Annotated in this window: 26 protein-coding genes; 18 read left to right on the forward strand and 8 right to left on the reverse strand. The window is 67.0% G+C overall.

Features of this window, described 5'->3' with window-relative positions:
- Positions 1-6: 6 nt before the first annotated feature.
- The 8 genes from AKJ09_RS11215 to AKJ09_RS11250 all read left to right on the forward strand — a co-directional run bounded on the left by AKJ09_RS11215 (position 7) and on the right by AKJ09_RS11250 (position 6,621).
- Complete coding sequence (locus tag AKJ09_RS11215) at positions 7-1,008, forward strand: 3-oxoacyl-ACP synthase III family protein (RefSeq protein WP_146647189.1); 1,002 nt, start codon at positions 7-9, stop codon at positions 1,006-1,008.
- Positions 1,008-1,604 carry a bifunctional 3-hydroxydecanoyl-ACP dehydratase/trans-2-decenoyl-ACP isomerase gene (gene fabA / locus AKJ09_RS11220; protein WP_146655498.1) on the forward strand — a complete coding sequence of 199 codons (597 nt, stop codon included), beginning with the start codon at positions 1,008-1,010 and terminating at the stop codon, positions 1,602-1,604. Before AKJ09_RS11215 ends, fabA begins: the two co-directional genes overlap by 1 nt.
- Positions 1,604-2,062, forward strand: a complete 459-nt coding sequence (locus AKJ09_RS11225) for a 3-hydroxyacyl-ACP dehydratase FabZ family protein (protein ID WP_146647190.1) — start codon at positions 1,604-1,606, stop codon at positions 2,060-2,062. Before fabA ends, AKJ09_RS11225 begins: the two co-directional genes overlap by 1 nt.
- Positions 2,049-3,359 carry a beta-ketoacyl-[acyl-carrier-protein] synthase family protein gene (locus tag AKJ09_RS11230; protein WP_205633686.1) on the forward strand — a complete coding sequence of 437 codons (1,311 nt, stop codon included), beginning with the start codon at positions 2,049-2,051 and terminating at the stop codon, positions 3,357-3,359. The genes AKJ09_RS11225 and AKJ09_RS11230 overlap by 14 nt, the downstream gene beginning before the upstream one ends.
- Entirely contained in the window at positions 3,356-3,604 is a 249-nt protein-coding gene (locus AKJ09_RS11235) for a phosphopantetheine-binding protein (protein WP_146647192.1), read from the forward strand. The genes AKJ09_RS11230 and AKJ09_RS11235 overlap by 4 nt, the downstream gene beginning before the upstream one ends.
- A gap of 4 nt (positions 3,605-3,608) precedes the next feature.
- Positions 3,609-4,187, forward strand: coding sequence for a 4'-phosphopantetheinyl transferase superfamily protein (locus tag AKJ09_RS11240; protein WP_146647193.1), 579 nt, complete (start codon positions 3,609-3,611; stop codon positions 4,185-4,187).
- 106 nt (positions 4,188-4,293) lie between these two features.
- On the forward strand, positions 4,294-5,181 hold the full coding sequence (locus AKJ09_RS11245) for a hypothetical protein (RefSeq protein ID WP_146647194.1): 888 nt from the start codon (positions 4,294-4,296) through the stop codon (positions 5,179-5,181).
- Between the two features lie 126 nt (positions 5,182-5,307).
- Positions 5,308-6,621: a serpin family protein gene (locus AKJ09_RS11250; RefSeq protein ID WP_169927446.1), complete on the forward strand. Its 1,314-nt coding sequence runs from the start codon at positions 5,308-5,310 to the stop codon at positions 6,619-6,621.
- A gap of 33 nt (positions 6,622-6,654) precedes the next feature.
- Here AKJ09_RS11250 and AKJ09_RS52865 read toward each other — a convergent pair whose 3' ends face one another.
- Positions 6,655-6,795, reverse strand: a complete 141-nt coding sequence (locus AKJ09_RS52865; RefSeq protein WP_169927447.1) for a hypothetical protein — start codon at positions 6,793-6,795, stop codon at positions 6,655-6,657.
- 155 nt (positions 6,796-6,950) lie between these two features.
- Between AKJ09_RS52865 and AKJ09_RS11255 the strand changes: the two genes are divergently transcribed.
- Positions 6,951-7,388, forward strand: a complete 438-nt coding sequence (locus AKJ09_RS11255; protein WP_146647196.1) for a VOC family protein — start codon at positions 6,951-6,953, stop codon at positions 7,386-7,388.
- Here the strand turns inward: AKJ09_RS11255 and AKJ09_RS11260 are convergent.
- Positions 7,351-8,328: a LysR family transcriptional regulator gene (locus AKJ09_RS11260; RefSeq protein ID WP_146647197.1), complete on the reverse strand. Its 978-nt coding sequence runs from the start codon at positions 8,326-8,328 to the stop codon at positions 7,351-7,353. The two genes, AKJ09_RS11255 and AKJ09_RS11260, sit on opposite strands and share 38 nt — an antisense overlap.
- 76 nt (positions 8,329-8,404) lie before the next feature.
- On the opposite strand from AKJ09_RS11260, the gene AKJ09_RS11265 reads away from it, so the two are divergent.
- Positions 8,405-9,316: an NmrA family NAD(P)-binding protein gene (locus tag AKJ09_RS11265; protein ID WP_169927448.1), complete on the forward strand. Its 912-nt coding sequence runs from the start codon at positions 8,405-8,407 to the stop codon at positions 9,314-9,316.
- 1 nt (position 9,317) lies between these two features.
- Here AKJ09_RS11265 and AKJ09_RS11270 read toward each other — a convergent pair whose 3' ends face one another.
- From AKJ09_RS11270 to AKJ09_RS11280, 3 genes are read right to left on the reverse strand one after another with little or no spacing between them, the layout of a single operon-like run.
- Entirely contained in the window at positions 9,318-10,781 is a 1,464-nt protein-coding gene (locus AKJ09_RS11270; RefSeq protein WP_146647199.1) for an acyl-CoA dehydrogenase family protein, read from the reverse strand.
- A complete protein-coding gene (locus AKJ09_RS11275; RefSeq protein ID WP_146647200.1) occupies positions 10,763-11,020 on the reverse strand; it encodes an acyl carrier protein in 258 nt (85 codons plus the stop codon). Before AKJ09_RS11275 ends, AKJ09_RS11270 begins: the two co-directional genes overlap by 19 nt.
- Complete coding sequence (locus AKJ09_RS11280; protein ID WP_146647201.1) at positions 11,007-12,029, reverse strand: NAD-dependent epimerase/dehydratase family protein; 1,023 nt, start codon at positions 12,027-12,029, stop codon at positions 11,007-11,009. The genes AKJ09_RS11275 and AKJ09_RS11280 overlap by 14 nt, the downstream gene beginning before the upstream one ends.
- A gap of 213 nt (positions 12,030-12,242) precedes the next feature.
- Between AKJ09_RS11280 and AKJ09_RS11285 the strand changes: the two genes are divergently transcribed.
- Positions 12,243-13,961: a fatty acyl-AMP ligase gene (locus AKJ09_RS11285; RefSeq protein WP_169927449.1), complete on the forward strand. Its 1,719-nt coding sequence runs from the start codon at positions 12,243-12,245 to the stop codon at positions 13,959-13,961.
- Between the two features lie 98 nt (positions 13,962-14,059).
- Positions 14,060-14,698 carry a Crp/Fnr family transcriptional regulator gene (locus AKJ09_RS11290; protein WP_169927450.1) on the forward strand — a complete coding sequence of 213 codons (639 nt, stop codon included), beginning with the start codon at positions 14,060-14,062 and terminating at the stop codon, positions 14,696-14,698.
- Between the two features lie 10 nt (positions 14,699-14,708).
- Here the strand turns inward: AKJ09_RS11290 and AKJ09_RS11295 are convergent, their stop codons facing one another.
- Positions 14,709-15,563 carry a LysR family transcriptional regulator gene (locus AKJ09_RS11295; protein ID WP_146647204.1) on the reverse strand — a complete coding sequence of 285 codons (855 nt, stop codon included), beginning with the start codon at positions 15,561-15,563 and terminating at the stop codon, positions 14,709-14,711.
- A gap of 257 nt (positions 15,564-15,820) precedes the next feature.
- On the opposite strand from AKJ09_RS11295, the gene AKJ09_RS11300 reads away from it, so the two are divergent.
- A complete protein-coding gene (locus tag AKJ09_RS11300) occupies positions 15,821-16,519 on the forward strand; it encodes a pirin family protein (protein ID WP_240488438.1) in 699 nt (232 codons plus the stop codon).
- 48 nt (positions 16,520-16,567) lie between these two features.
- Here the strand turns inward: AKJ09_RS11300 and AKJ09_RS11305 are convergent, their stop codons facing one another.
- Positions 16,568-17,272 (reverse strand): DJ-1/PfpI family protein, encoded by a 705-nt coding sequence (locus AKJ09_RS11305; protein ID WP_146647205.1) that lies wholly within the window; start codon positions 17,270-17,272, stop codon positions 16,568-16,570.
- Positions 17,273-17,395: 123 nt separating this feature from the next.
- On the opposite strand from AKJ09_RS11305, the gene AKJ09_RS11310 reads away from it, so the two are divergent.
- The gene (locus AKJ09_RS11310; protein ID WP_146647206.1) at positions 17,396-18,415 is read left to right on the forward strand and encodes a GlxA family transcriptional regulator; all 1,020 of its coding nucleotides are present in this window, start codon (positions 17,396-17,398) and stop codon (positions 18,413-18,415) included.
- 143 nt (positions 18,416-18,558) lie between these two features.
- Positions 18,559-19,587 carry a toll/interleukin-1 receptor domain-containing protein gene (locus AKJ09_RS11315; RefSeq protein WP_169927451.1) on the forward strand — a complete coding sequence of 343 codons (1,029 nt, stop codon included), beginning with the start codon at positions 18,559-18,561 and terminating at the stop codon, positions 19,585-19,587.
- Positions 19,588-19,789: 202 nt separating this feature from the next.
- On the opposite strand, the gene AKJ09_RS56085 is transcribed toward AKJ09_RS11315, so the two are convergent.
- Positions 19,790-20,491, reverse strand: a complete 702-nt coding sequence (locus tag AKJ09_RS56085; RefSeq protein WP_420814278.1) for a transposase — start codon at positions 20,489-20,491, stop codon at positions 19,790-19,792.
- Positions 20,492-21,444: 953 nt separating this feature from the next.
- Here AKJ09_RS56085 and AKJ09_RS11325 point away from each other — a divergent pair.
- The 3 genes from AKJ09_RS11325 (at position 21,445) to AKJ09_RS11335 (ending at position 23,404) form a co-directional block, all read left to right on the forward strand.
- Positions 21,445-21,885: a VOC family protein gene (locus AKJ09_RS11325; RefSeq protein ID WP_146647209.1), complete on the forward strand. Its 441-nt coding sequence runs from the start codon at positions 21,445-21,447 to the stop codon at positions 21,883-21,885.
- A gap of 279 nt (positions 21,886-22,164) precedes the next feature.
- On the forward strand, positions 22,165-22,821 hold the full coding sequence (locus AKJ09_RS11330) for a methionine--tRNA ligase (protein WP_240488439.1): 657 nt from the start codon (positions 22,165-22,167) through the stop codon (positions 22,819-22,821).
- 199 nt (positions 22,822-23,020) lie between these two features.
- Positions 23,021-23,404 carry a hypothetical protein gene (locus AKJ09_RS11335; RefSeq protein WP_146647210.1) on the forward strand — a complete coding sequence of 128 codons (384 nt, stop codon included), beginning with the start codon at positions 23,021-23,023 and terminating at the stop codon, positions 23,402-23,404.
- Positions 23,405-23,627: the final 223 nt, after the last annotated feature.

Genomic DNA, 23,627 nt, shown 5'->3' on the forward strand with positions numbered 1-23,627 from the left:
GAAGCAATGAGGCCCCTCTATCTCCATGCCATCGGTCACTTTCATCCCGCGAACGTGATCGACAATCGCTTCCTCGAGGAGCTCGACATCGGCACGAACGACGAGTGGATCCTCGAGCGCGTAGGCATCCGCACGCGACGCACGGTGCTGCCGCTCGACTACATTCGCAGGACTCGCAACGCCGATACGCGCGCGGCGTTGGAGGCGGCTCTCCACGACAACGCCGACACCGGGCGCCGCGCCGCCGAAGACGCGCTCGCGCGGGCGGGCCTCCGAGCTTCGGACATCGGGATGGTCGTCGCGGGCGGTTGCTACCCCGACATGTCGATCCCCGCCGACGCATGCCGCATTGCCGCGGCGCTCGGTATCGAGGCGACGGCGCTCGACGTGAGCTCGGCGTGCTCCAGCTTCGGCGCGCAGATCCATCTGCTCGGATCGATGACTGGGCTGCCTCCTTACGTGCTGATCGTGAACCCCGAGAACACGACGCGCGCCGTCGACTACTCCGATCGCGCGACCGCCGTCTTGTGGGGCGACGCGACCAGCGCCGCGATCGTGTCGACCGAAGTGCCCTCGCGGCTTCGGATCGTCGAGACGATGCTCGGCTCCTCTCCGTCGGGCGCCAACCTCGTGACGATCCCACGCTCCGGCCACTTCACGCAGGACGGCAGCGCCGTGCAGCGCTTCGCCATCAAGACGACGCTCGCCGGCATGAGCGAACTCTTACCCCCCGCGCGCGAGCGAGCACGACGCACGGGCGGAGCGGTCCGCTTCGTCGGACATCAGGCGAACGCGCTCGTCCTCGAAGCGGTCACGCGGCGCGCCGAGATCGCGGCAGGCGCACACTTCTCGAACGTCGCCGACTTCGGCAACACCGGCGCGGCGGGAGCGCCGACGGTGCTGTCGCAACGCTGGAACGACCTCACCGACGGAGACACGGTGGTGGTCGTCGTCGTCGGCTCGGGGCTCACGTGGGCCGGTCTTCGAATCGAGGTCGAAGCAACATGATGCGATATACGGACTTTCTCGCGCGTTCGAGCTTCTCGAAGGAGGAGCTCTTCGCGCTCTCGCAAGGAAACCTCGTCTCCGATCCGCCCGAGGAGTTCGTGCGGCTCCCGGCGCCGCCGATGCTGATGATCGACCGCGTCGTCGAGCTCGAGCGAAGTGGTCCGCGAGGCCGTATCGTCGGTGAGCAGGACATCCATCTCACCGACTGGTTCTTCCAGTGTCACTTCCGAGGTGATCCGGTGCAGCCGGGCTGCCTCGGCGTCGACGCCGTGTGGCAGCTCATCGGCCTCTACGGCGCGGCGGCGGGCGCATCGGGATCGGGGCGCGCGCTCGGCTGCAAGGAGGTCGAGTTTGCCGGGCAGATACGTCCGCACGACCGCGTCGTTCGCTACGAGGTCGACATCCGACGCTTCTCGCTGCTGAAGGAGTCCGGCTCCGCGGTCGCGGTCGGCACCGGCAAGGTGCTCGTCGACGGCGAGGTCATCTACACGATCCGCGACGCGAAGGTCGGCATGTTTCGCGGCATCGCGTACCCCGACTACCCAGCGCCGTCGGCCAACAGCAAGGGCGGGATCATGGACAGGAGCTCGCTCTGATGCTGACGAAGGAAGAGGTCCTCGACATCCTCCCGCAGAAGCCGCCGTTCCGCTTCGTCGATCGGCTCGTCGAGCTCGAAGAGACGCGCGCCGTCGGCGAGTACACGTTCCGCCGCGACGAGGTCTTCTACGCGGGGCACTTCCCGGGCGATCCCATCACGCCCGGCGTGATCCTCCTCGAGGCGATGTGCCAGACAGGCCTCGTCGCGCTGGGGATTCATCTCCTCGGACTCGAGGTGCCGCGCAGCGAGGTCGAGAAGACGGTGACGCTCTTCACCGAATCGGAGGTGGAGTTCCAACGCGTCGTGAGGCCCGGCGAGACCGTGCGTGTGACGGCCGAGCGGCTCTTGTGGAGGCGCGGGAAGCTCCGTTCGAGCGTGGCCTTGACGCTCGATGACGGAACGCCGGTCGCGCAGGGAGTCGTCGCAGGAATGGGGGTGCGTCGTGAGCTTCCGTAAGCGGCACGTGGACCATGACCGCCGCGTCGTCGTCACCGGCCTCGGAGTGATCGCGCCGAACGCGCACGGCGCCGCCGCGTTCGCCGGCGCGCTTCGCGAGGGCAAGAGCGGCATCCGCTTCCATCAGCACCTCGCCGATCTCGGCTTCGGGTGCCAGGTGGGCGGCATCCCCGAAGGGCTCGAGGCCATCCAGGGCCGGTACCTCGACGAAGACGAACTCCGCGCCATGAACCCGAACATGGTCTACGCGGCCATCGCGGCGATCGACGCGTGGACGGACGCAGGCCTCGAGCGCCCCGCACGCGACGGAGGCGACGTCCACTGGGACACCGGCGCGATCATCGGCACCGGAATCGGCGGCATCGACACCATCGCCGAGAAGCTCGTGCCGCGCGTCGACGCCGGCAAGGTGAGTCGCCTCGGCAGCACGATGGTCGAGCAAATCATGTCGAGCGGCAACACGGCGCGCGTCGCCGGCCTGCTCGCGCTCGGCAACAAGGTGACGACGAGCTCGAGCGCGTGCAACACCGGCACCGAGGCGATCATCGACGCGTTCCTACATATCCGCGAGGGCCGTGCAGAGCGCATGCTCGCGGGTGGATCCGAGGGACACTCGAAGTACATCTGGGCAGGCTTCGACGCGATGAAGGTGCTCTGCCGAACGCACAACGGAGCGCCGGCGGAGGCCTCCCGCCCGATGAGCGCCAGCGCGGCGGGGTTCGTGCCCGGTTCGGGCGCGGGCGTCCTCGTGCTCGAGAGCCTCGAGAGCGCCGAGCGACGCGGCGCGCGCATCTACGCCGAGGTACTCGGCGGCTACGTGAACTGCGGTGGGCATCGTCTGGGCGGCAGCATGACCGCACCGAACAGCGAGGCGGTGAGGCGCTGCATCCGCGGCGCCCTCGCGATGGCGAACGTCCAGCCCGAGGAGATCGGTGCAATCAACGGGCACCTTACGGCCACCTTCGCCGATCCACGTGAGATCGCGAGCTGGTCGGCCGCGCTCGAGCTCCCGCCCGAGCGCATGCCGCTCTTGCACTCCACGAAGTCGCTCATCGGGCATGCGCTCGGCGCCGCGGGCGGCATCGAGTGCGTCGCGTCCGTCCTCGAGCTCCATCAAGGGTTCGTGCACGGCTCGCTCAACTGCCGCGATCTTCATCCGGAGCTGGCGGCCTACGCGAAGCGCATTCCGCACCGCACCGTGGACGTGCCCGACCTCCGCGTCATCGCGAAGGCCAGCTTCGGGTTCGGCGACGTCAACGGGTGTGTCGTGTTCGGCAAACAGGAGAAAGCAGCATGAACCAGCAAGAAGTGATGAGCCAGGTGGTCGCGATCATCAAGCCCTTCGTCAAGAGCGAAGGCGCCCTCGCGTCCGTGTCGATGGAGACGTCGATCTTGAAGGACCTCAAGGTGAACTCGGCGCGCCTCGTCGACATCGTCCTCGAGATCGAGGACATCTTCGGTATCGCGGTGAAGGACGAGGACGCGGATCGCGTGAAGACGGTGGGCGACGCCGTCACGCTGATCCTCGCGGCCAAGGCGTGAGGTGATGCAGCTCGTCGGCGACGACGTCGTCGATCTCGACGATCTGCAAAACGTCCGGCACCATCCGCGCTTTGCAGCGCGGATCACGAACGACGAGGAGCGCACGTTGCTCGCGCGGTCGTCGGACCCGCACGTCCTCTTATGGACGCTCTTCGCCGCGAAGGAGGCCGCGTTCAAGGTTGCGGCGAAGCTCAGGCCAGCGCCCGTGTTCGCGCACGCGAGGTTCGCCGTCGCTCCCGACCTCGCCTCGGTGAGGTGGGACGGCCTCGAGCTCCTCCTGCGCATCCACCGAGGTGCTGGCTACGTCCACGCGATCGCGACGACGGAGCCAGGCCCGATCGAGACGCGCGTCGCGGAGATCGGATTGGGCGAGGATCCTAGCCGCGCGGCACGTGCCTTGCTCGGGCGCGAGGTGACACGTGCCCCGGCGCCCGGGAGCTGGGACGGCTTCGGCCCACCGCGGCTACGCTGCGGGCTCGACGTGAGCCTCTCGCACGACGGCCGCTTCGTATCGTTCGCACTTCCACTCCGGACGACGGCGACCACCTGCCGGGCAGCTCCGCCATCGTCGAGATGGCGCTGACCCACATCGGCGCCTTCTCGGGAATTTGGGCGAATTCGTGTCCCCATGAATGGCGGCGGGCGGCGGCGCGTCTATGAAGGGAAGCCTTAAACCCTACGAGGACTACATGTCTGTTCGTCGCTTCGCAGCTTCGCTTGCCGCCGCCTCGTCGTTCGCCCTCGCCTTCCCCATTTCCACCGCCTCCGCGGCGCCGCTGTCGGCTTGCGGCAACATCGACGTCAAAGCAAACGCGCACTGCAACGTTTACGTCGATGCCGACTGCAACGCGCAGTGCACGCCCGTCAACGTGACCGCCGCGTGCCAGGCGAAAGGCCAGGTTTCCTGCGACGGCCAGTGCACCGCCGAGATCGATGCGAGTTGCTCCGGAAGCTGCGAAGCAGACTGCACCGGCCGCTGCACGGCGAACCCCGGGAGCCTCGACTGCAACGCGGACTGCAGCGGGTCCTGCAATGCGGACTGCGAGGCCGAGTGCTCGGGACAAGCGAGCAACGGGCAGGCTTCGGCCGACTGCAAAGCGCACTGCAAAGGCAACTGCAGCGCGAAGTGCGAAGCCTCGTGTCAGGGCACACCGCCGAGCGTCGACTGCAACACGAAGTGCCACGCGTCGTGTCAGGGGTCGTGCAAAGCGAAGGCGACCGCGAGCTGCGAAGTCAGCTGCCAGGGCAATCTCCAAGCCCAGTGCAAGGCGGACGTCGAGGGCGGTTGCAAGGTGCGCTGCTCCGATCCGAAGGGCGCGCTCTTCTGCGATGGTCAATTCGTCGACACGGGCAACAATCTGCAAAACTGCATCGACGCGCTCTACGCAGAGCTGAACATCAAAGTCCAAACCACGGCGAGCGCATCGTGTGAGGGCAACGAGTGCTCGGCCGAGGCGAAGGCGAGTGTCACCGGGTGCTCGACCAACGCCGGCAGCAACCAGGCGACGTTCACGCCGGCCCTCGTCGCCCTTGGCGCCATCGGCGTCGTGGCCGCGCGCCGCCGCCGCAAGAGCTAATACCGGCTCAACGTCGCCGCGTATCCGTCCTTGACCAGCGGTCGAAGCCGCCATTCAATCGAACTTCCTTCCGGGAGTTGGTTGCCAATGATTGCTTTGCGTCCGAGGCCGCTCGTCTCAACCTTCATGCACATCCTTCCCGGCGCTCCGCTGGCCCGGGCGCTGCCGGCCATCCTCCTCGCCACGAGCGCATGGCTGTTCGGGTGCTCTCGCGAGGATTCCCACGTCCAGGTCGAAGAAGTCCGCTCCGGCCTCCACCGCGATACGACCCCCGGTCTCTCCGACGACGAGCGCACACAGTTCGCCCGCGGCCAGGCTGACTTCGCGGTCGATCTCTATCGCACCGTCGGCGCCTCTGCGGACCACGCGAACCGCAATCTCTTCCTCTCGCCCGTCAGCCTCTCGACCGTACTCGCCATGACGTACGGCGGCGCGCGCGGCAGCACGGCCGAAGGTATGCGCAAGGCGCTGCGCTACGAGCTCCCGGACGACCGGATCCACGCCGCCTTCGACGACCTCGATCTCGCCCTCTCGAGCCGCGGCCAGAACGTGTCGGGCAAGGATCCGTTCCGCCTGCGCGTGGTCAATTCGGCCTGGGCGCAGAAGGGCATGGTCTTCGAAGCGCCGTTCCTCGACAACCTCGCCGTCAACTACGGGACAGGCGTGAAGGTCGTGGATTTCAAGACCGCGACGGACGCCTCGCGACGCACCATCAACGGCTGGGTCGACGAGCAAACGGAGCAGCGCATCCCGGAGGTCTTCCCCGAGGGTCAGCTCTCCGCGGACACGCGTCTCGCCCTCGTCAATGCGGTCTACTTCAAGGCCGCATGGGCGGAGGAGTTCGACGCCCGGCAGACGAAGTCGGAGCCCTTCATGACGCTCGACGGACGAACGCCGACCGTCTCCATGATGCATGGCGTGTTCAAGACCTTCTATCTGGACGCCGAGGACTACGAAGCCGCCGCGCTCTGGTACCAGGGCTTCGAGGTCCAGATGCTCTTCGTCGTTCCCAAGCCGGGCAAGTTCGAGACCGTCGAGTCGTCGCTCACCGGCGGGAAGATGCTCGACGTGCTCGGTGGCCTCGGACGCGCCGCGCTCACCCTCGCCCTCCCGAAGTTCCGCCTCGACGACTCCTTCGATCTCGAAGCGCCCCTGACGGCCATGGGCATGGGCGCGGCCTTCTCGGATGCCGCCGACTTCCGTGGGATGGCCGCCGAATCGCTGAAGATCGGAAAGGTGGTCCAGAAGACGTTCGTCTCGGTGGACGAGCATCACACCGAAGCGGCAGCTGCGTCCGCGACCGGGATGGAACCGGTCGCTTACAGCCCACCGCCGCCGCCCGTGACACTGACGGTGGACCGGCCCTTCCTGGCCGCCATCGTCGACACCCGCACGCGTTCGCTCGTCTTCTTCGGGCGCATCCTCGATCCCTCGAATTGAGCGCGCGCATCTGAAACGCCTCGCGTCGTTGGGTCACGCGGAGCGCTTGTCTCCGAGCGAGACGCGCAGGCGCTTGGCGGCGAACTCCACGAAGGCCGCCGAGGTGCGCGAGGCCACACCCGGCAGCTGAACGAGATGCATCGGCAGCGGCGTCGGTTCGTAGTCGCGCTGCACGAGCTTCAGCGTCTTCTGCGCGACGAGCGCGTCGACCTCGTCGCGACCGGATGATGCGGTGACCTTGGTTCACGAACGTGGCCTCACGGCTCTCGGACTGTGAGCCTCAGCGCCACATAGGCAGAAGTCTCTCGAGCGGGTACGTTGGAACGACGATGCGAGTTCAGCCCCTCATTGTGGTTCGAGACGTCGAAGTTTCGCGCCGGTTTTACGAACGGCTCTTGGGCTGCGCGGACGGCGGCGGTGGCGGCGGCAGTGACGGAGCTCGCGAGTACGCACGACTCGTCGACCCGCGACTGCATCACTCCCGCTGGGGGACGGACGGGCTCATCCTCCAGCTCCACGCCTGGGACGCCGACCATCACCATGGGCACATGGGTGATCGCAGCAAGCCCGTCGGAAACGGCGTGACGTTGTGGTTCGAAGTCGACGACTTCGACGCCGCCGTCGCGCGAGCTCGTGAGCTCGAGGCGCGCGTCGTCCTCGACGTGCATCGCAACCCGAACGCTCAACACCGCGAGCTGTGGATCGCCGACCCCGACGGCTACACGGTGGTCATCGCTTCGCCGGACGGCGAGGCGCCCGAGCCGTAGCGACCGCCGCCGCGGTCTGTCGGGCCGAGAGCGGTCGCATCGGCTCGATCTGCTCGGCGAGTGCGTCCACGAAGAGGCGGACCTTCGGCGGGAGGTGCTGGCGGCTGGGATAGACCGCATACACGGGGCGGACTGTGGCCTCACCGCCGAACAACACGCAAAGTCGTCCCTCCCGCACGGCATCTCCACACAGGATCGCCGGCAGACGCGCGATGCCGACACCCGCGAGGGCGGCGTCGCACGCCATCTCGAGATCGTTGACGACGAGGGCGGGGGTCACCCTCGCCCGCACGCCCGCCACCTCCCACGTCTCGAACACACGCAGCCCGATTGTACGCGCCGTCCCGAGCGCGCTCGGCCGAAGGTCGCCGTGCGACCGCAGGAAGCCGGGGCTGGCGACGCAGTAGACGTGAGATTCGCCGAGCTTTCGCGTCGTCAAGCTGGAGTCGTCGAGCTTGCCGATGCGGAGCGCCACGTCGAAGCCTTCTTCGATGAGGTCGACGCGTCGATCGCTCACCACGAGCTCGACGCGCAGCTTCGGGTGCTCGAGGAGATAGCGCGCGACGACGGGCGCGAGATAGCGGCGTCCATAGAGCGCCGGCGCCGATACGCGGAGGATGCCCGAAGGCTCCGCCTGGTACGCGAGCACCTCGCCGTTGGCTTCGTCAATCTGCGCGGCGATCGCCGCACACCGCTCGTAGTAGGCGCCGCCTGCGTCCGTCATGCGGAGTCGGCGGGTCGTACGCTCCAGCAGGCGAACACCGAGCCTTCCTTCGAGCTTCGCGATGCGCTCGCTCACCGTCTGCTTCGTGATCCCCAGGACGCGCGCGGCGCCCGTGAAGCCGCCCTCACGTACGACCTCGGCGAAGAGGAGCATGTCGGCGGGCGCGATCGCGGGAGACGCGCTGCGTGGCGTGCTCGCTCCGGTGGGGCTGCGCATCGTCAGGTTTTACCAGACGGTCCGTGCGGATGATCGTTCATTGTCAGGACGAGACCGCGGCGCCATCGTCCAACGCATGAAAGACAAACTCGTCGTGGTGGTAGGTGCAGGAGGCAAGCTGGGCCGGCTCATCGTCAGGTCCCTGCTCGAGCATCCCGAGGTTCGCGTGCGCGCCCTGGTACGCGATCCTCGCAAGCTCGACGACGCCGGCTGGCCGGCGGATCGGGTCGAGGCGATGGCCTTCGACGCCGTGAGCTCGACGGCGGCGGCGCGCGAAGACGCCATGCGTCCAGCCTTCAGCGTCATCTCGGCTCTCCAGGGCGGGCCCGACATCATCATCGACGCGCAGCTCGCGCTTGTCCGCGCAGCGAAGGCTGCGGGCGCACGTCGCTTCATCGCGTCGGACTACTCGTTCGACTTCTTCACACTCTCCGAGGGAATCAACGTGGCCGCCGACTGGCGGCGCCAGCTCGCCATCCGCGCCCGCGAGGAGAATTCCGGCGCGTTCGAGCTCGTGCACGTGTTGAACGGCATGTTCCTCGATCGAAACGTGTTCTCCTTCCTCGAGATCTTCGATGCGGAGAAACGCATCCTGCGTTACTGGGGCGAAGGAACGACGCCGATCGATCTCACGACCTGGGAAGACACGGCGGCTTTCACGGCCGAGGCCGCCCTCGACGAGGATCGCGTCCCCGAGCGCCTCTCCGTCTCCGGAGGGCGCATGGACATCTTCACGCTGGCAAAGACGTGGGAGGCGGTGCACGGGAAGAGCCTCACGCTGGAGCGCCTCGGCTCGCTCGACGATCTCGCGCGCGAGACGAGGCGCCGCCTCGACGCCGACCCGCGAAACCCACTGTCGTGGCTCCCCATGATGTACGCACGCGGCGTGTTCGGCGGTGAGGCCCTCCTCTCCGAGAACCACAATGCGCGCTACCCATCGGTCCGCCCGACGAGCATCGCGGACGGGATCGCGCGCGGCGCTCTCTGAATCACCGAGACTCGAAGAGCGCGGTGGCCTCGTCCTCGTCGCGTTCGGCACGCACGAGCCTATCGAGCGCGTGATGCCCCTCCTCGACGAGCTGCTCGGAGGCGTAGTGCCCGAGCGGACCACCGGACAGCGCGGCGGCGCGCGCGACGGTGACGGAGATCTCCGCGCTCGCGATGCGCTGCAGCAAGAGTTGGCGGCGGACGGCACGGATCCCGAGCCGCGAGCGGATCTCCGCGACGGCGTCATCGAGACGCCTTGCGAGGGCACGGACGGATGGTGAGTCGTCGAACTGGACGATCGGCGCGGACGACGTCACCCTCGCAGCGCCGATTCGAACGAGGAGGACGTCGTTGGCTCCTTCGAAGATCCGCGTGATGCGCGAATCGCGGAGCATCCTCGCCACGCCCGTCGGCTCGAGGAATCCGAGCGCGCCGTGAAGCTGCACGGCCCGGTCGCACACGGCGAAGGCCGACTCGCTCGTGAAGACCTTCGCGATCGCGGAGGACGTCTCGATGTTTCTTCCCCGCGCTTGCTCGTCGGCGACGCTCTTCATGATCGCTTCCATCGCGTGGACGCGCGCGGCCATCCACGCGACGTGCACGCGCGTGGCGCCGAACTCACCGATGGCACGGCCGAACTGGCGTCGCATCCCCACGTAGGCGACGGTCGCGTCGAGCGCAGCTCGGGCCGTGCCCACACATCCGGCGGACATGAGGGTCCTTCCCCAGCCGAGGAGCTCGTGCGCCACATCCATTCCGCGGCCCGCCTCTCCGATGAGGTTGGTCCACGGGACGACCGCTCCGTCGAACGTCAAGGTCACCGTCGACGATCCGCGGACGCCCAACTTGTCCTCTTCCAGACCGATCTCCACCCCGGGCGTGTCGCGAGGGATGCACACGACCGACGTTGCGCGCTCTCCGCCGATCCCCGGTGTTCGCACGAGGACCGTGAAGAGTCCGGCGAAGCCCCCGTTCGTGACATAGCTCTTCTCTCCGACGATGCGCAGCCCCTCACGCGTCGGCTCGGCCGTCGTGCGGATGGCCGTGAGGTCCGATCCCGCGTTCGCCTCGGTGACCGAGAACGAAGCAACGCATTCGCCCGATGCGAGCCGCGGAAGCCACGTGCTCCGAAGCTCGGGCGAGCCGTACGCGACGAGCCCGCGGGTGCCGAGCCCCACGTGTAGCCCGATCATGATCGCGATGGATCGATCGACGCGAGCCAGCTCCGTGACGACACGGCAGGCCGACCCGAGCGGGAGCCCCGCGCCGCCGTACTCCGTGGGGATGGTGAGACCGAAGAGCCCCAAGCCCGCCGCGCTTTCGCGCACGGCGGCGGGGATGAGGCCCTCTCGATCGATCGCCTCGGCCCGCACCTCTCTCGCGAGGAACTTGCGGACCTGGGGCAGGAGCAGCTCGACGACATCGGCCTCCGGAGCGGCCGAGACGTTCACGCTCGTGCTCGACATTGGCTCTCCACGAATGCGCAGGCATCGTCAACCGTGCGGATATCCATGGCGTCCTCGATCATGAGGTCGAGGTCCAGCTTCTCTCCGATCGTGGAGAGCAGCTCGAGACTCGAGAGCGAGTCCATCCCGAGATCCTCACGAAGGCGGTCGTCACCACGAAGCTTGCTCCGGTCCACTTCGGCGATCTCCGCGAGGACCGTGAGAGCGATGGTGCGGGAGTCTTGCTCATACGTGTTCATTCATTGCCTCCTTCGATGCTGGCCGCGGCACGAAGCCGAAGCGCGAGAGCCATGCGTGCGCCCGATCGAGCGCCTGTTCGAGCGGCGTGAGTGACAGGCCAAGTTCCATCTCGACGCGCGCGTTCGACACGCGTTGTCCATGCACCGCCATGTCCACGAACTCGCGCGGGATGGGGACGCGCCCCTTTTGCGGTGCCGCAGCGAGCTCGTCGACGAGGGCACGCGCACGAGCCTCGTCCGCGGAGAGCTCGAGGTCGGGCACGGTACCTCCATAACGACGAGCGATGGTCTGCAGCAGCTCCAGCACGCGCAGCGAGTGGCCTGCGATGGCGTAGCGCGTCCCGGGCGTCTTGGAGCCGGCCGCCACGTGAGCGCGAGCAACGTCGCCGACGTCGACGATGTTGACGCGGCCGTCGACCCACCACGGGAGCAGGCCGCGGACCACGCCGGCGATCACCGAGCCGGTGCCGAGCCGCAGGTCGCCTGGGCCGATGCAACCGCCGGGCAGCAACGTCACGGCGTCGAGCCCGGCCCGCCGTGCGCTCTCGACCTCCTGCTCCATCGCCCACTTGACCGCGCGATAGACGCTGTCGGTCGGCATGCTGGGCAGCACGTCGCGTTCGTCGGCGAAACGGTAATCGGGCGACGACGCCAGCGTCGCGATCGTCGACGTGTAGACGAGCCGCGGGACCGATGCCGCTCGTGCGGCCGCACATACGTTGGCAACGCCCTGGACGCCCAGTTCGAGCGAAGCCTGGAGGTTGATCGAGTATCGCGGATAATAGGCGCCGGCGAGGTAGACGACATCACAGTCGGACATCGCGCGTTTGAGCTTCTCGGGCTCCTCGAGCGAGGCATCGACGAGGTTCACCGGCCGCTTCCGCACCAGCACCGTGACCGACTGCTTGCGGCGGGTGACCGTGACGGTCGCTCCGGCCTCGAGGAGCGCATCCACGATGTTGAGTCCGACGAAGCCCGTACCGCCGATGACCAGCGCGCGCATACTCATGGCCCGCGCACCATGGCCCAGGCGAGAGGGCGCTCGATTGCGCTCGATCAATCGGCCTGCGTCCGAAGACCGCTTCACCGCGTAGCGTGCTGGGCGCGCAGCGACGCGCAAGAACCGCGTCGACGCGCGGGATCTGCGCGGATCTACCCTCGAGTCGACCGATTGATCTCGCGCAACCCGCGTCGAGCGGCGATCGACCAAGCTCCGCGCCGCATGAGCGCCCCTCTCTCTCGAGCTTCGAGCCCCATCGACGTGCGCCCTCCCCACGACACCCTCGTCGCTGCCTTCGAGGCCGCGGCTCGCGCGCACGCCCCGTTCGTGACGATCCACGGCGGGCGAGAGCCACTAACGCTCACCTCGGAGGCCGCGCTCGACTCGTCGTACCGCTGGGCGAAGCTCCTCGCGAGCCGCGGAGTAGGCGCCGGCGACCGCGTCCTCGTCCTTCTCCCGACGAGCCACGCGTTCGTGGAGGCGATGCTCGGCACGATGCTCCTCGGCGCGGTGCCCGTGCCGCTCGCGACGCCGATGACGTTCGGCAGCGTCGACCGCTACCTCATGAACCTCGCAGCCATCGCCACGGACTGTGGCGCACGTGGCACCATCACCTACGGGCGCATCCGCGCCGCGCTCGAGAGCAATCCGGCGCTAGGCGCTCCACTCGGCGAGGTGATGAGCGAGGGCGACCTCGACGGCGTGGGCAGCATATGCATGAAGCTCCCCTCCATCGGCGGCAGCGATCCCGCGTTCATCCAGTACACGTCGGGGACCACCGGGGCCCCGAAGGGCGCCGTGATCTCGCACCGCGCGCTGGTCTCGAACACCTTCGCCATCTCGAGCGGGCTCTCGCTCAGCGATCGCGATGTCGGCGTGAGTTGGCTGCCACTCTTCCACGACATGGGGCTCATCGGCGTGCTGCTCACGTCGATCTGCCATCCGTATCCGATCCACGTGATGTCGCCCGAGTCGTTCGTGATGAATCCGCGACGCTGGCTCGATCTCGTCGCCAAAGTCGGCGGCACGCTCTCGGCCGCGCCGAATTTCGCCTACGACATGACGTGCGCACGCGCGGGTGATGTCGCCGACCTGCGGCTCGACACCTGGCGCCACGCGCTCAACGGCGCCGAGCCCATCCAGATGACCTCGGTCGCGCGCTTCACCGAGCGCTTCGCGCCGAACGGCTTCCGCAGCGACGCACCGCTCCCCGTCTACGGCATGGCCGAGGCGACGCTCGCCGTCACGTTCCCTTCGCTCGCCAGTAAGATGCAGACGCTCGAGGTCGCTCGAGACGCGCTGGAAGGAGAGCGCCGCGCGGTGCCGCTCCCTGGCGGACATCCGGCCGTGAGCGTCGGCTACCCGGTTGCCGGGATGCGCATCGAGGTGGTCGCCGAGGATGGGCGCGTCGTGCCGGAGCGGACGATCGGAGACATCCGCGTGGCGGGGCCGTCCCTGATGGACGGATACTTCGGCAACGACGAGGCGAGCGCGGCGGCGATCTCGGGCGGGTGGCTCCGCACCGGCGACCTGGGCTTCATCGACGGCGGGCGACTCTTCGTCACCGGCCGCGCGAAGGATCTCATCATCAAGGGCGGCCGCAACGTCTACCCCTACGATGTCGAGCGCGTTGCGGGAGAGGTCGAGGGCGTCCGTCAAGGCGGCGTCGCAGCCTTCGGGCGCACGAACGTCGCGACGGGAACCGAGGACCTCGTCGTGATCGTCGAGACGCCCCACGGTGACGCGGAGCGCCGCGAGGTGATCGCCAAGGCGGTCCGTGCGGAGCTCCTCTCCGTCCTCGGGATCAAGCCCGACGAGATCCGCCTCTGCGGCGTCGGCAAGGTGCCTCGTACGACGAGCGGGAAGATCCGTCGACGCGAGTGCGCGCGTCTCTTCGCGGAAGGGATGCTCGGGAGTGCGCAGGAATTGCACGACCGATGAGTCGCGAACTCGCTTCGCCGATGCGCGCTGAACTCGTTGGAACGCAATTCGCAAGGGACAAGAACTCCATGCCTCGAGTCTGTCCCGACTGTCCGGCGGTGCGGGGTCCCCGACCTGCCTTCGAAGGGCTCGTACAGCGCGAGTCCGGTTGCGCGTTTCGCTGCCTCGCCGTCCCCGCGCGGCAGCCACTCCCGGAACGCTGGCGCGCGGACTACGGCTTCGCGCTCGTCCGGCGCGGCATCGTCGTTCGACAACGCGTCGACTCCACCGGCCGCGCGACGTCGATCGACATCGCGGGGCCTGGCAGCGCGCTGCCGATCGGTGCGGAGGCCGATGACGGGGCCGGCGGCTACGCGGTCGATGACGTGATGCTCTGCCTCTGCCCAACCTCCTCGCTCGACGCGGCCGTCGCAAGCGGGGCGGCGGGCGCGCGCGACGTGGTGAACGCGCAGGCGACCATCCTCCGGCGTGTCGAGCGCATCGCCGAGGCGCGGAGTCGGGCGTCGGCAACGTCGCGCGTCGCCGCGATGCTGCTCGCGATCGGCGACACGCTCTCTCCCGGCCGCGCGCTGAACATCATCCCCAGCGCGATCCAGCAGCGCGACCTCGCCTCACTCCTCGCGCTCCGCCACGAGTCGGTCTGTCGCTCGGTCGCGAGCCTGGAAGAAAAGCACTTGGTCCAGCGCGGCGACAGCGGCCTCACGCTCGTCGATCGCCGCGCCCTCGAAGTACTCTGAATTCCACGCTCTAGGACCCGCGTGAGCTGTCGACGAGGTGGTGGAAGACGCCGTCGATCGACCGAAGCGCCGCGTACAGAGCGTCGCGGGCATCACGGATCTGCGGGTTCATCTTCTGTGCGCTCGGTGCGAGGAGCCACACCAGAGGCCCGCCGTCGAGTTCGCGCTCGAGGCGGAGGCCGGGGTCGTCCTGCGCAAGGAAGCAGGGAAGCACGGAGCGACCGAAGCCCGCTCGACATGCGTCGCGAATGCCGAGAAGCGAGTTGCAGGTGATCGTCGCATTCGTGTCGTCCGGTACGTGACGCCACCAACGCATGGACAGCTTGGCGCGCAGCGATGGGCTCGGCAGGACCCAACCCGGACGCGCGGTCGGCGCGCGGTACACCCCGAGCCGCAACGTCCCGAGGCGGCGCCCTCGCAGCACACCGCTCGGGTCCTGCGACGGACGAAGCGCGAGATCGACCTCTCCCGGAGCAAGAGCGAGCTCCGTATCGCTGACGAGCACGTCCACGGATGGAGACGAGCCCGTCTTGGAGAGAGCGAGGAAGAGGAGCGGCGCGAGGACATCGTTGGTGGTGACGACGAGTCGCTGGGCTCGATGTCGCTGCTCGGCGGAGACCGCTGCCTCGATCTCGACCGCGGCGGCTCGCATCGCGCTCGCTCGCTCGGCCATCCCGCGCGCGAGCTTCGTCGGCGCGAGGCGCGTACCTCGCATGAAGAGCGCGGCGCCGAGCCGTGCCTCGAGAGCGGCGATGCGTCGGGAGACCGAAGAGTGGCGCAGCCCGAGTTCGCGCGCAGCGCTTTCGAGACTCTCGAGCCGGACAAGCGCTTCGACCGTCTGAAGATCGTCCCACGAAATGTGCATCGACGCACATCCTCTGTGCGTGCACGCGTCATTGTCAACCCGAGGGCCGATCAGTAGGTTCGAGGGCATGTCGAGCGATGCCCGATAGGGCCGCGCTGACTTGGAAAGCTCCGATGATTGACGACGATGAAGTCGGTACCGGGCCTTTGGACGCGCGCGGGGCTTCTCGCCGGACGTTCCTCGCCTATGGGAGTGCCCTCCTCGTGAGCGCCTGCTCTCGATCGTCGTCGTCAAGTCCCGTTCCCTTGGAGGAGGCCGTGCCCACCCTCGTACCCCGCTCGCTCGCTTCGCTGCCGACCACCACGCTCTCTTGGCTGACGCTCCGCGATCACTTCGTCGCCACCGTGGGGCCGCAAGCCGGTCAAGGGAGCGCGATCGGCCCGCTCCTCGTGCTCGCGGACGCGACGTTCGCACCTCGCTCGCGCTTCCCGCTGCACCCGCATCGCGAAATGGAGATCCTCAGCATCGTGATCGATGGCGAGCTCTCCCACCACGGAGATCAGGCGCACGGCACGACCCTGCGAGCGCGCTCGGCACAGTTGATCTCGGCGCGCGACGGGATGATGCACGCGGAGGGCAACGACACGGACGCCCCCACGCGCATGCTCCAGATCTGGTTCGCGCCAGACGCTCATGGGGGTGCTCCCGCGTACTTCGAACGAACGTTTTCGGAACCCGGTCGCCACCTCGTGGCCGGAGACGCAGCGATGCCGCTTCGCGCCGACGCGCGCGTTTGGTGGCACGATCTCGCGCCACGGACGGTCGAGCGGCTCGCCACGGCGTCGCGGCGTCGAGGCTATCTGCTGGCGATGACGAGCCCCCTTCGAGTGGTCGCGTCGGCGGATTCGACGCGGAGCTCTCGCCTCGAGGTGGGCGAGGGAATGGTCGTCGAGGGGGGCGCGGTCGACGTCACGAGCGAGCACGCCGGCGCAGCGTTGTGGATCGACATCGCGTAAGCGGAGCACCGGCGAGTTCGCGAAGAGCCCCTCGACCCGTGGGCGACATCACTCCATCAGGCGTCCCCCCGCTGCCTTCGTCGCCTTCTTCGCCGCCGCAATTTCGTCGCCGTAGATGCTCGTCGCGAGCTCCAACGTGGCCCGATCGGACGACGAGGGCAACCCGGTCTCGAACGGCGGTTCGGGATGGTACTCGACCAGCAGCTGCAAGACCTTCGCGAAGGGCTCACCGTGCAAGAGCGCTGCAAGCTGGAGTCCGAAATCCATCCCAGCCGTGACGCCGCCTCCCGTCATCCGGTTGCCGTCGATCACCACCCGCGCGTCCACCGGAGTGGCACCGAAGTCCCCGAGGCAGTCCCGCACCGCCCAGTGGGACGTCGCCCGGTAGCCTTGCAGTAGACCTGCCGCACCGAGCAGGAGCGAGCCCGTGCACACGCTCGTGACCCACCGAGCGGCACTTCCTCGCGAGCGCACGAACTCCACCGTTTCGACGTCGGCCAAGAGCGGCCACGTCGCCGCCTTCGCGCCACCGACGAACAGCACGTCGAGGGCGTACGGGCATGTCTCGAACGTCGCCGTCGGAAGCAGCGCGAGACCGGTGTCCGTTACGACGGGCTCCAGGGTTTTCCATACGAGATGGACACGCGTGTTCAGCATGTTGGCGAAGACGAGCTGTGGGGCAACGGCGTCGAGGGCCGTCATCCCTGGATGGACGAGCATTCCGATTTCGAGCGATCGCGGTGTCGAATCCATGATCCGTCTCCTTCATGGTCGGGTTCCCGTCCCAACCGACACGACGACTCTACGAGGGTCGCGATTGGCAGGAATGACGCCGTTAGGGCGTTTCCTGCCAATCCGCGCTACGGTGGACGGCCGATGCGTCCGCGCTCGAGCTCGGCTCCCCCTCTTCGTGGCACGCCGCGCCGCGCTCGCCGCGTCGTGTTCGTCGCCGTGCCGCCCGTCGAGGAGCTCGATCTTTTCGGCGCGGTGAGCGCGTTCATCAACGCCAACCGGCTGCGTGCGCGCACCGACCGACTCTACGAGGTCACCGTTCTCTCCGGGGGACCGGACGCCGCCATCACCGGGAGCTCGGGGGTGACACTCGTCGGAGCAGGCTCGTGCCTCCGATGGAAGGGCGCCATCGATACCCTCGTGGTCGTCACCGGGCGTCACATCGACGAGGCACCTCCGCGCGCGTTCATCGCATGGCTAAGGAAAACCGCGCCGCGCGTACGTCGTGTGGTGTCCGTCTGCACCGGCGCCTTTCTGCTCGCAGAGGCAGGCCTTCTCGACGGCCGGCGCGCCACCACGCATTGGGCCTATGCCGGCAGGCTCGCGGAGCGCTTTCCCGCCGTCGCCGTGTCGTCCGACGAGATCTGGGTGCGCCACGGCAACGTCTACACCTCTGCAGGCGTGACCGCAGGAATCGACCTCGCCCTCGCCCTCATCGAAGAAGACCTCGGGGCACAAGCAGCCCTCGACGTCGCGCGAGGGATGGTCGTCTTCCTCCGGCGCCCCGGGGGCCAGGCCCAATTCAGCGTGACCATGTCGACACGCCAGGCCGAGACTCCTTCGATCCGCCAGCTGCAAGTCTGGTTGGCCGATCACCTCTCCGAAGACTTGAGCGTCGACCGACTCGCGGCTCGTGTGGCCATGAGCCCACGCAACTTCGCACGCGTCTTCAAGCAAGAGCTCGGCACGACCCCGGCCGCTTACGTCCAGCGCCTACGACTCGAACACGCACGCTGGCTCCTCGAAGACAAGCAATGGGGCCTCGAGCGCATCGCTTCGGCGTGCGGTTTCTCCGACGTCCAGCTCATGCGACGAGCGCTCAAGCGCGTGATGGGCATCACGCCCGGCGAGTACCGCGCGCGCTTCCGCAACGTCTCGGTCTAGGAACGCCTGTTCGGAACGGAGGGGGCGTCGCCTCCGCAACGGCGTCCTGAGGAAGGGACGACGGTGACGACGCCGTTCAACCGGAGTTGCCGAACTCAAGATGCGCTTGGTTCTGAACGTGGGGCAGCTCTCTGAGTCGGTCGTTGGCCTGGAGATATGGAATCGCTCGTTGGGCTCCTGAATATCCGCATTTCGAGAGCGGAGCACTGATATCAACTACACCATTCTCCTCCTATTCGGACAAGGACCAGGAATATCGCGACAAGCTCGAAGAGCATCTCGCGGGCCTCGAACGTCAGGGGCTGATCGAAGCCTGGTCGGACCGAAAGATCCTCCCGGGCGATGCGTTCGGGGACGTCATCTCCGCCGAATTGGAGCGCGCCTCGATCGTACTCCTCCTGGTGAGCTCGGCCTTCATCGCATCCGACTACTGCTTCAGTATCGAGATGGCACGCGCCCTCGAGCGACATACGGCGAAGTCGGCTCGCGTGATCCCCATCATTCTACGACCGTGCGACTGGAAACCAATGCCGTTCGGTCACCTCAAAGCCGTTCCGCATGACGGAAAGGCGGTCGCACTTTGGCCCGATACCGACGAAGCACTGCTCGACGTGGCTCTCGGAATCCGTCAGGCCGTGATGGATGAGAAGCCTGAGCCGGAGGTGCATCGAATGACGCCGCGTCGGCTCCCGCCGGTCCCCGGTTCGGCCACGATGGAGGAGGCCGTTCGTTCGAGCAACCTTCGCATCACGAAAGAGTTCACCGAACTCGACAAGGAGAAGTTCCTCGCCGAATCGTTCGAGTACATTGCCTCTTATTTCAAGAATTCACTCGACGAGCTTCAATCGCGTGAATCGTCGGTTGACGTAAAGTTCGAACGCATCGACACGAGGACCTTCGCGGCGGCCATCTATCGGAACGGCGGTGCTCAGAGCCGATGCGAAATCTCCCTCGTGCTCGACGGGCATCTCGGCCACGGTATTCGATACGCGTCGGGCGGTACGCGCGGCGGCTTCAACGAGAGTCTGCAAGCAGAGGCCGACGAGCACATCCTCTACCTCAAGTCTTTCGGCATGATGGACTTCGCTCGACGCGACGAGAAACTCACGAAGCGCGCAGGTGCGGACCTCTATTGGAACAAGTTCCTCGAACCGCTGCAGCAACGCCGTTAGCAGAACGCGATGCGACCTTGCTCGCCCGAGCGTGGCGGTCGCGATCTCGTGCGTTACCGTGCGCACGGTGACCAGGTGGCGACGACCAACGACTCGCGCGCGCGATGGTGCCAACGTCGGAGCGCATCTGCGATGCCCAAATTCGTCGTCACACGGAGGTCGCCACAGACTTGGGCGAAGGATCGTGCAACTGGTCACTAGACTAAAATCTATGCGGCGTTCGCGGAGCCTCCCCGGGATGAATCAGGCCATGTCGCTTCCACTCCGTGCGCCCTAGCCAGGTGCATGATGGCTCTACCGGGCTCGGTGTCTCTGGTGGCCGACTTCGTTCGGAGATCCATCCCGCGAACCATGGCGCCGAGGAGCATGCGTCGATGCGCGGTTTGCCGTCCGTCATGCGAAAGTGTTTTTTGTAGTTAGCGATGACGTAGACCAGCGCATTACGCACTTGCTTGGGAGACGTCAAATCGCGCCGATGATAGCGCTCTTGCCAGATCGGCCCTCTCGCGAGGCCGAGCGCTCGCTTGATCCGCGCTGCGGCCCGCACCTTGAAGCTCGACATCCCTCGAGAGAGTGCCCGCTTGTCATCGCCCTCCGAGATCAGGTGAACGTGGTCGTCTTGCACGGAGAACTCGTTGATTCGGAAATCTGGCCTGCGTGTCGCGCGAATGGATCTCTCGATCTCGCCATAGAGCAAAGGCGTCCGAAAGCTCGGTAAGCCTTTCACCGCACGAAGTGTGATGTGCACCGGATGCCGAAAGTCGTGTTCGGGTCTAGGGCCATGCGCGATGTGTATTCCCCGCTTGCGTCCCGCATTCGCCCGACGGCCGCCCCACGTCCGCGCCTCCGGCAGCGTGAGCTGCTCGCCCACGGCCTCCTTCTGCTTGGCCATTTCCCCTCCCATCTCGACGTCAGCTCTCACGCGCGTCGAGATCCATGACCCTAAGCACTGCCCATCTATTGACAATACCAGAATCCATCTCACAATTCAACTATTCCCCAATACGGGGCACGCCCCGCAAGCCTCTCTCGCACGAGTCCTCGCCGCCCTCGACCGGTCGCCGCCTCGCCTGCCTCCGGACAGCACGAAAGACGCCTTTCGCCGAGCCACGCCGGCTCCTGTCCGCACATATGGCGACGATGCGTCCAAGGCCACCTCGGATCGTGGAGGTGTGCGCGCGCGCGCATGTCCAGAGCGAAGCCTGATCCCCCTCGATGACGCGCAATGGTCCTGCGCTGTTTCGGCGCTCGTGGTCGCGACGACGGCATGTCGTGCAGTCGTCCACGAGAGTTGCCGAATTCAAGATTCGCATTCGCCACCATCGACAAGTGGCGCCCGAACGAACCAGCCTGAGGTCCGCGGAGGTCAGGGTGTCGCGTTCTTCGGATGGCGACGATGAAGAGATGCCGGAACCAGGACTGCTCTCCAGCCGGCAACAAAGCTCTCGGAGGAGGAGCAGGCGGAACCAACCCGATCGTGGCGGCTCGGCCGCTCGAGGCTGACTATCGCTCCGGCGTTGGGACGATCCAAGGATCGGTTACGTCATCGAACACGCTTCGGCGTTCGCTGCCGACGAGTCGAGCTTCCGGCCCGATCGAACGCTGCACGTCACCTGGACACGTGTCGGAATCCAGCCGCGCGTCAACACGTTCGGCGAGCGCAGGACGCCGGACCAGCTTCGAGAGAGCGTCCGAGGGCCACGTGAGGTGCGTGTCAAAACGCCGCGGTCGAGGCAGCCACGAAAAAAAGAGCGGACGCGACGAAACGTTGTCGATCTGGGCGGGCGTCGTTCGCCGTGTTGTCGAACGGGCACCTCGCTAGTCTGGCGCCCGACCACCAGCCCGGAGGCGATTTCGATGGCAACCACGAGCACCTACCTCAACTTTGCTGGCAACACGGAAGAAGCGTTCAAGTTCTACGCATCCGTCTTCGGAACCAGCTTCGTCGGTCCGATCCACCGGATGGGCGACGTTCCGCCGGGGCCGGGGATGCCCGAGCTGAGCGCGAAGGAGAAAAACTACGTCATGCACGTCGCCCTCCCCATCCTCGGCGGACACGTGATCATGGGCACCGACACGCTCGAGTCCATGGGCCACAAGCTCGCCCAAGGCAACGCCATCAGCATCAATCTCCAGCCCGACACGCGCAAAGAGACGGAACGTCTTTTCAACGCCCTCGCGGAGGGCGGGAAGGTCGGGATGCCCTTGATGGACATGTTCTGGGGCTCCTATTTCGGTCACCTCGTCGATCGGTTCGGCGTCCCGTGGATGTTCAACTGCGACGAGAAGAAGGCCTGATCGGTCAGACTTCTCCTTCGAAACGCGACCGACTCGATGCCACGACACCGTCCATTTCGGCGGCGTCGTGGCGCGAGTCGAGAGCTGCCGAATTCAAGTTCGGCAGTGCCCGACCTTCAGGACACCGCCGCCAGCGCTGGCGCCCTTTCGGCCGTCCCGTAGGCCTTCGACAGGACGTCCATCGCGTTCCGCCGGTCGCCTGGGGCCAGGTGCATGTAGCCGAGCGTCGTCGTCAGGCAGAACCTCGGCAACCTGCGCTCGCGCGTGGTGGGCCTCTGCGTGAAGCTCGCGGACGGCAAAGTGCCCGCGCGCGGCGCCACCACGGAGCTCGAAGACGCGCTCTTCACGGACGTGAAGAACATCCTCGGAATGGTCCGGCAGGCGTGGCTCGATCTCGAGCCCCACCGCGCGATGGAAGCGACGTTCGCGCTCGCGAGCGCGGGCAATCTTTACGTGGACCGCGCGGCTCCCTGGGCCACGGTGAAGCAGGATCCGGCGCGCGCGCACACGCAGCTCAACGTGCTGCTCGAGCTGCTCTCGGCACTCAGCATCGCCATCTGGCCCGCCATGCCGAACAAGAGCGACGAGATGCGCGCGAAGCTGGGATTACCGAGCCTGCGCGTGCGCCTCGTGAAGACGGCGGAAAAGGTACCGAAGAAGGACAAGCTCCTGCGCCTCACGGTGGACCTTGGAGAGGAGTCGCCGCGCACGATCGTGGCGGGCCTCGCGCTCACGTTCAAGGAGCCCGAAGTGCTCGTCGGGCGCCGCGTCGTTGTCGTTGCGAACCTCGCCCCGCGCGACTTCGGCTCCGCGGACTTTGGAAAGGGCAAGGAGAAGCTCGTCTCCCACGGCATGCTGCTCGCGAGTGGCCCGTCGGAGGATCTGCGCCTCGCCAGCATCGCGGACCACGCGCCCGCCGGCGCTCGACTGAAGTGACGTCGGGGGCGCGCCTCCGCACCCGCCCGCGATGCACGCCGACATCCTTGCCGCCGTAGGGGCGGGCCTCCGCGCCCGCCCCTAGGCGTTTCCACCGCTGCGATGCCAGTGCTTGGCGCCTTGCGTGCAGGGTTTGTCACCTTGCGATGCGCGTTTGCCAATGAATGGTGGCGCGCGCACGCGAGCAAGGAGAACCGGAATGCATTCGAATCGACTTGCGAAGCTCAGCGCGGGTGTGGCGATTGGGGCCGCCCTGATCGCCTGTGGCTGTACGACGTCAGCGCCGCCGCCCGAGGCCACCGGCGACAACGCGACGCCACTCATCACACCGCCCGGACCGACCTTCTTCTCGTGCGTCTGCGAGAACGGAGACCGCTTCCAGTTCTGCAGCGTGGTCCTGTGTGGGTTCGAAGCGGAGCAGGGTCTGTGTGGCCTCGCTTGCGACGCGGTTGGCTCCCTTAATCAATCGACCTCCTGCGAGGACAACCAAGCGCAGTGCGCGCCTGACGCAGGCACGCCCACCGATGCGGGCGTAACGACCGACGCCGGCAATCCCAACGAGGGCGGCGGCAAGAGCTGGTGACTTGACGACGGAGAGGGCGTCCGTCGTGGCGCCCTCTCCGCTCACGTCCGCCATTCACGTTGTTTGACGAATGACGGGTTCCGTTTCCGAATGCACACTGCCATGCCAACACCTTCTGGCCATGCGCGCTCTCAAGGAGAACCAGGGATGCATTCGAATCGATTCACGAAGCGCAGCGCTGGTGTGGCGATTGGGGCCACGGCTCTCATTGCCTATGGCTGTA

The sequence above is a fragment of the Labilithrix luteola genome (assembly GCF_001263205.1).
Taxonomy (GTDB): domain Bacteria; phylum Myxococcota_A; class Polyangia; order Polyangiales; family Polyangiaceae; genus Labilithrix; species Labilithrix luteola.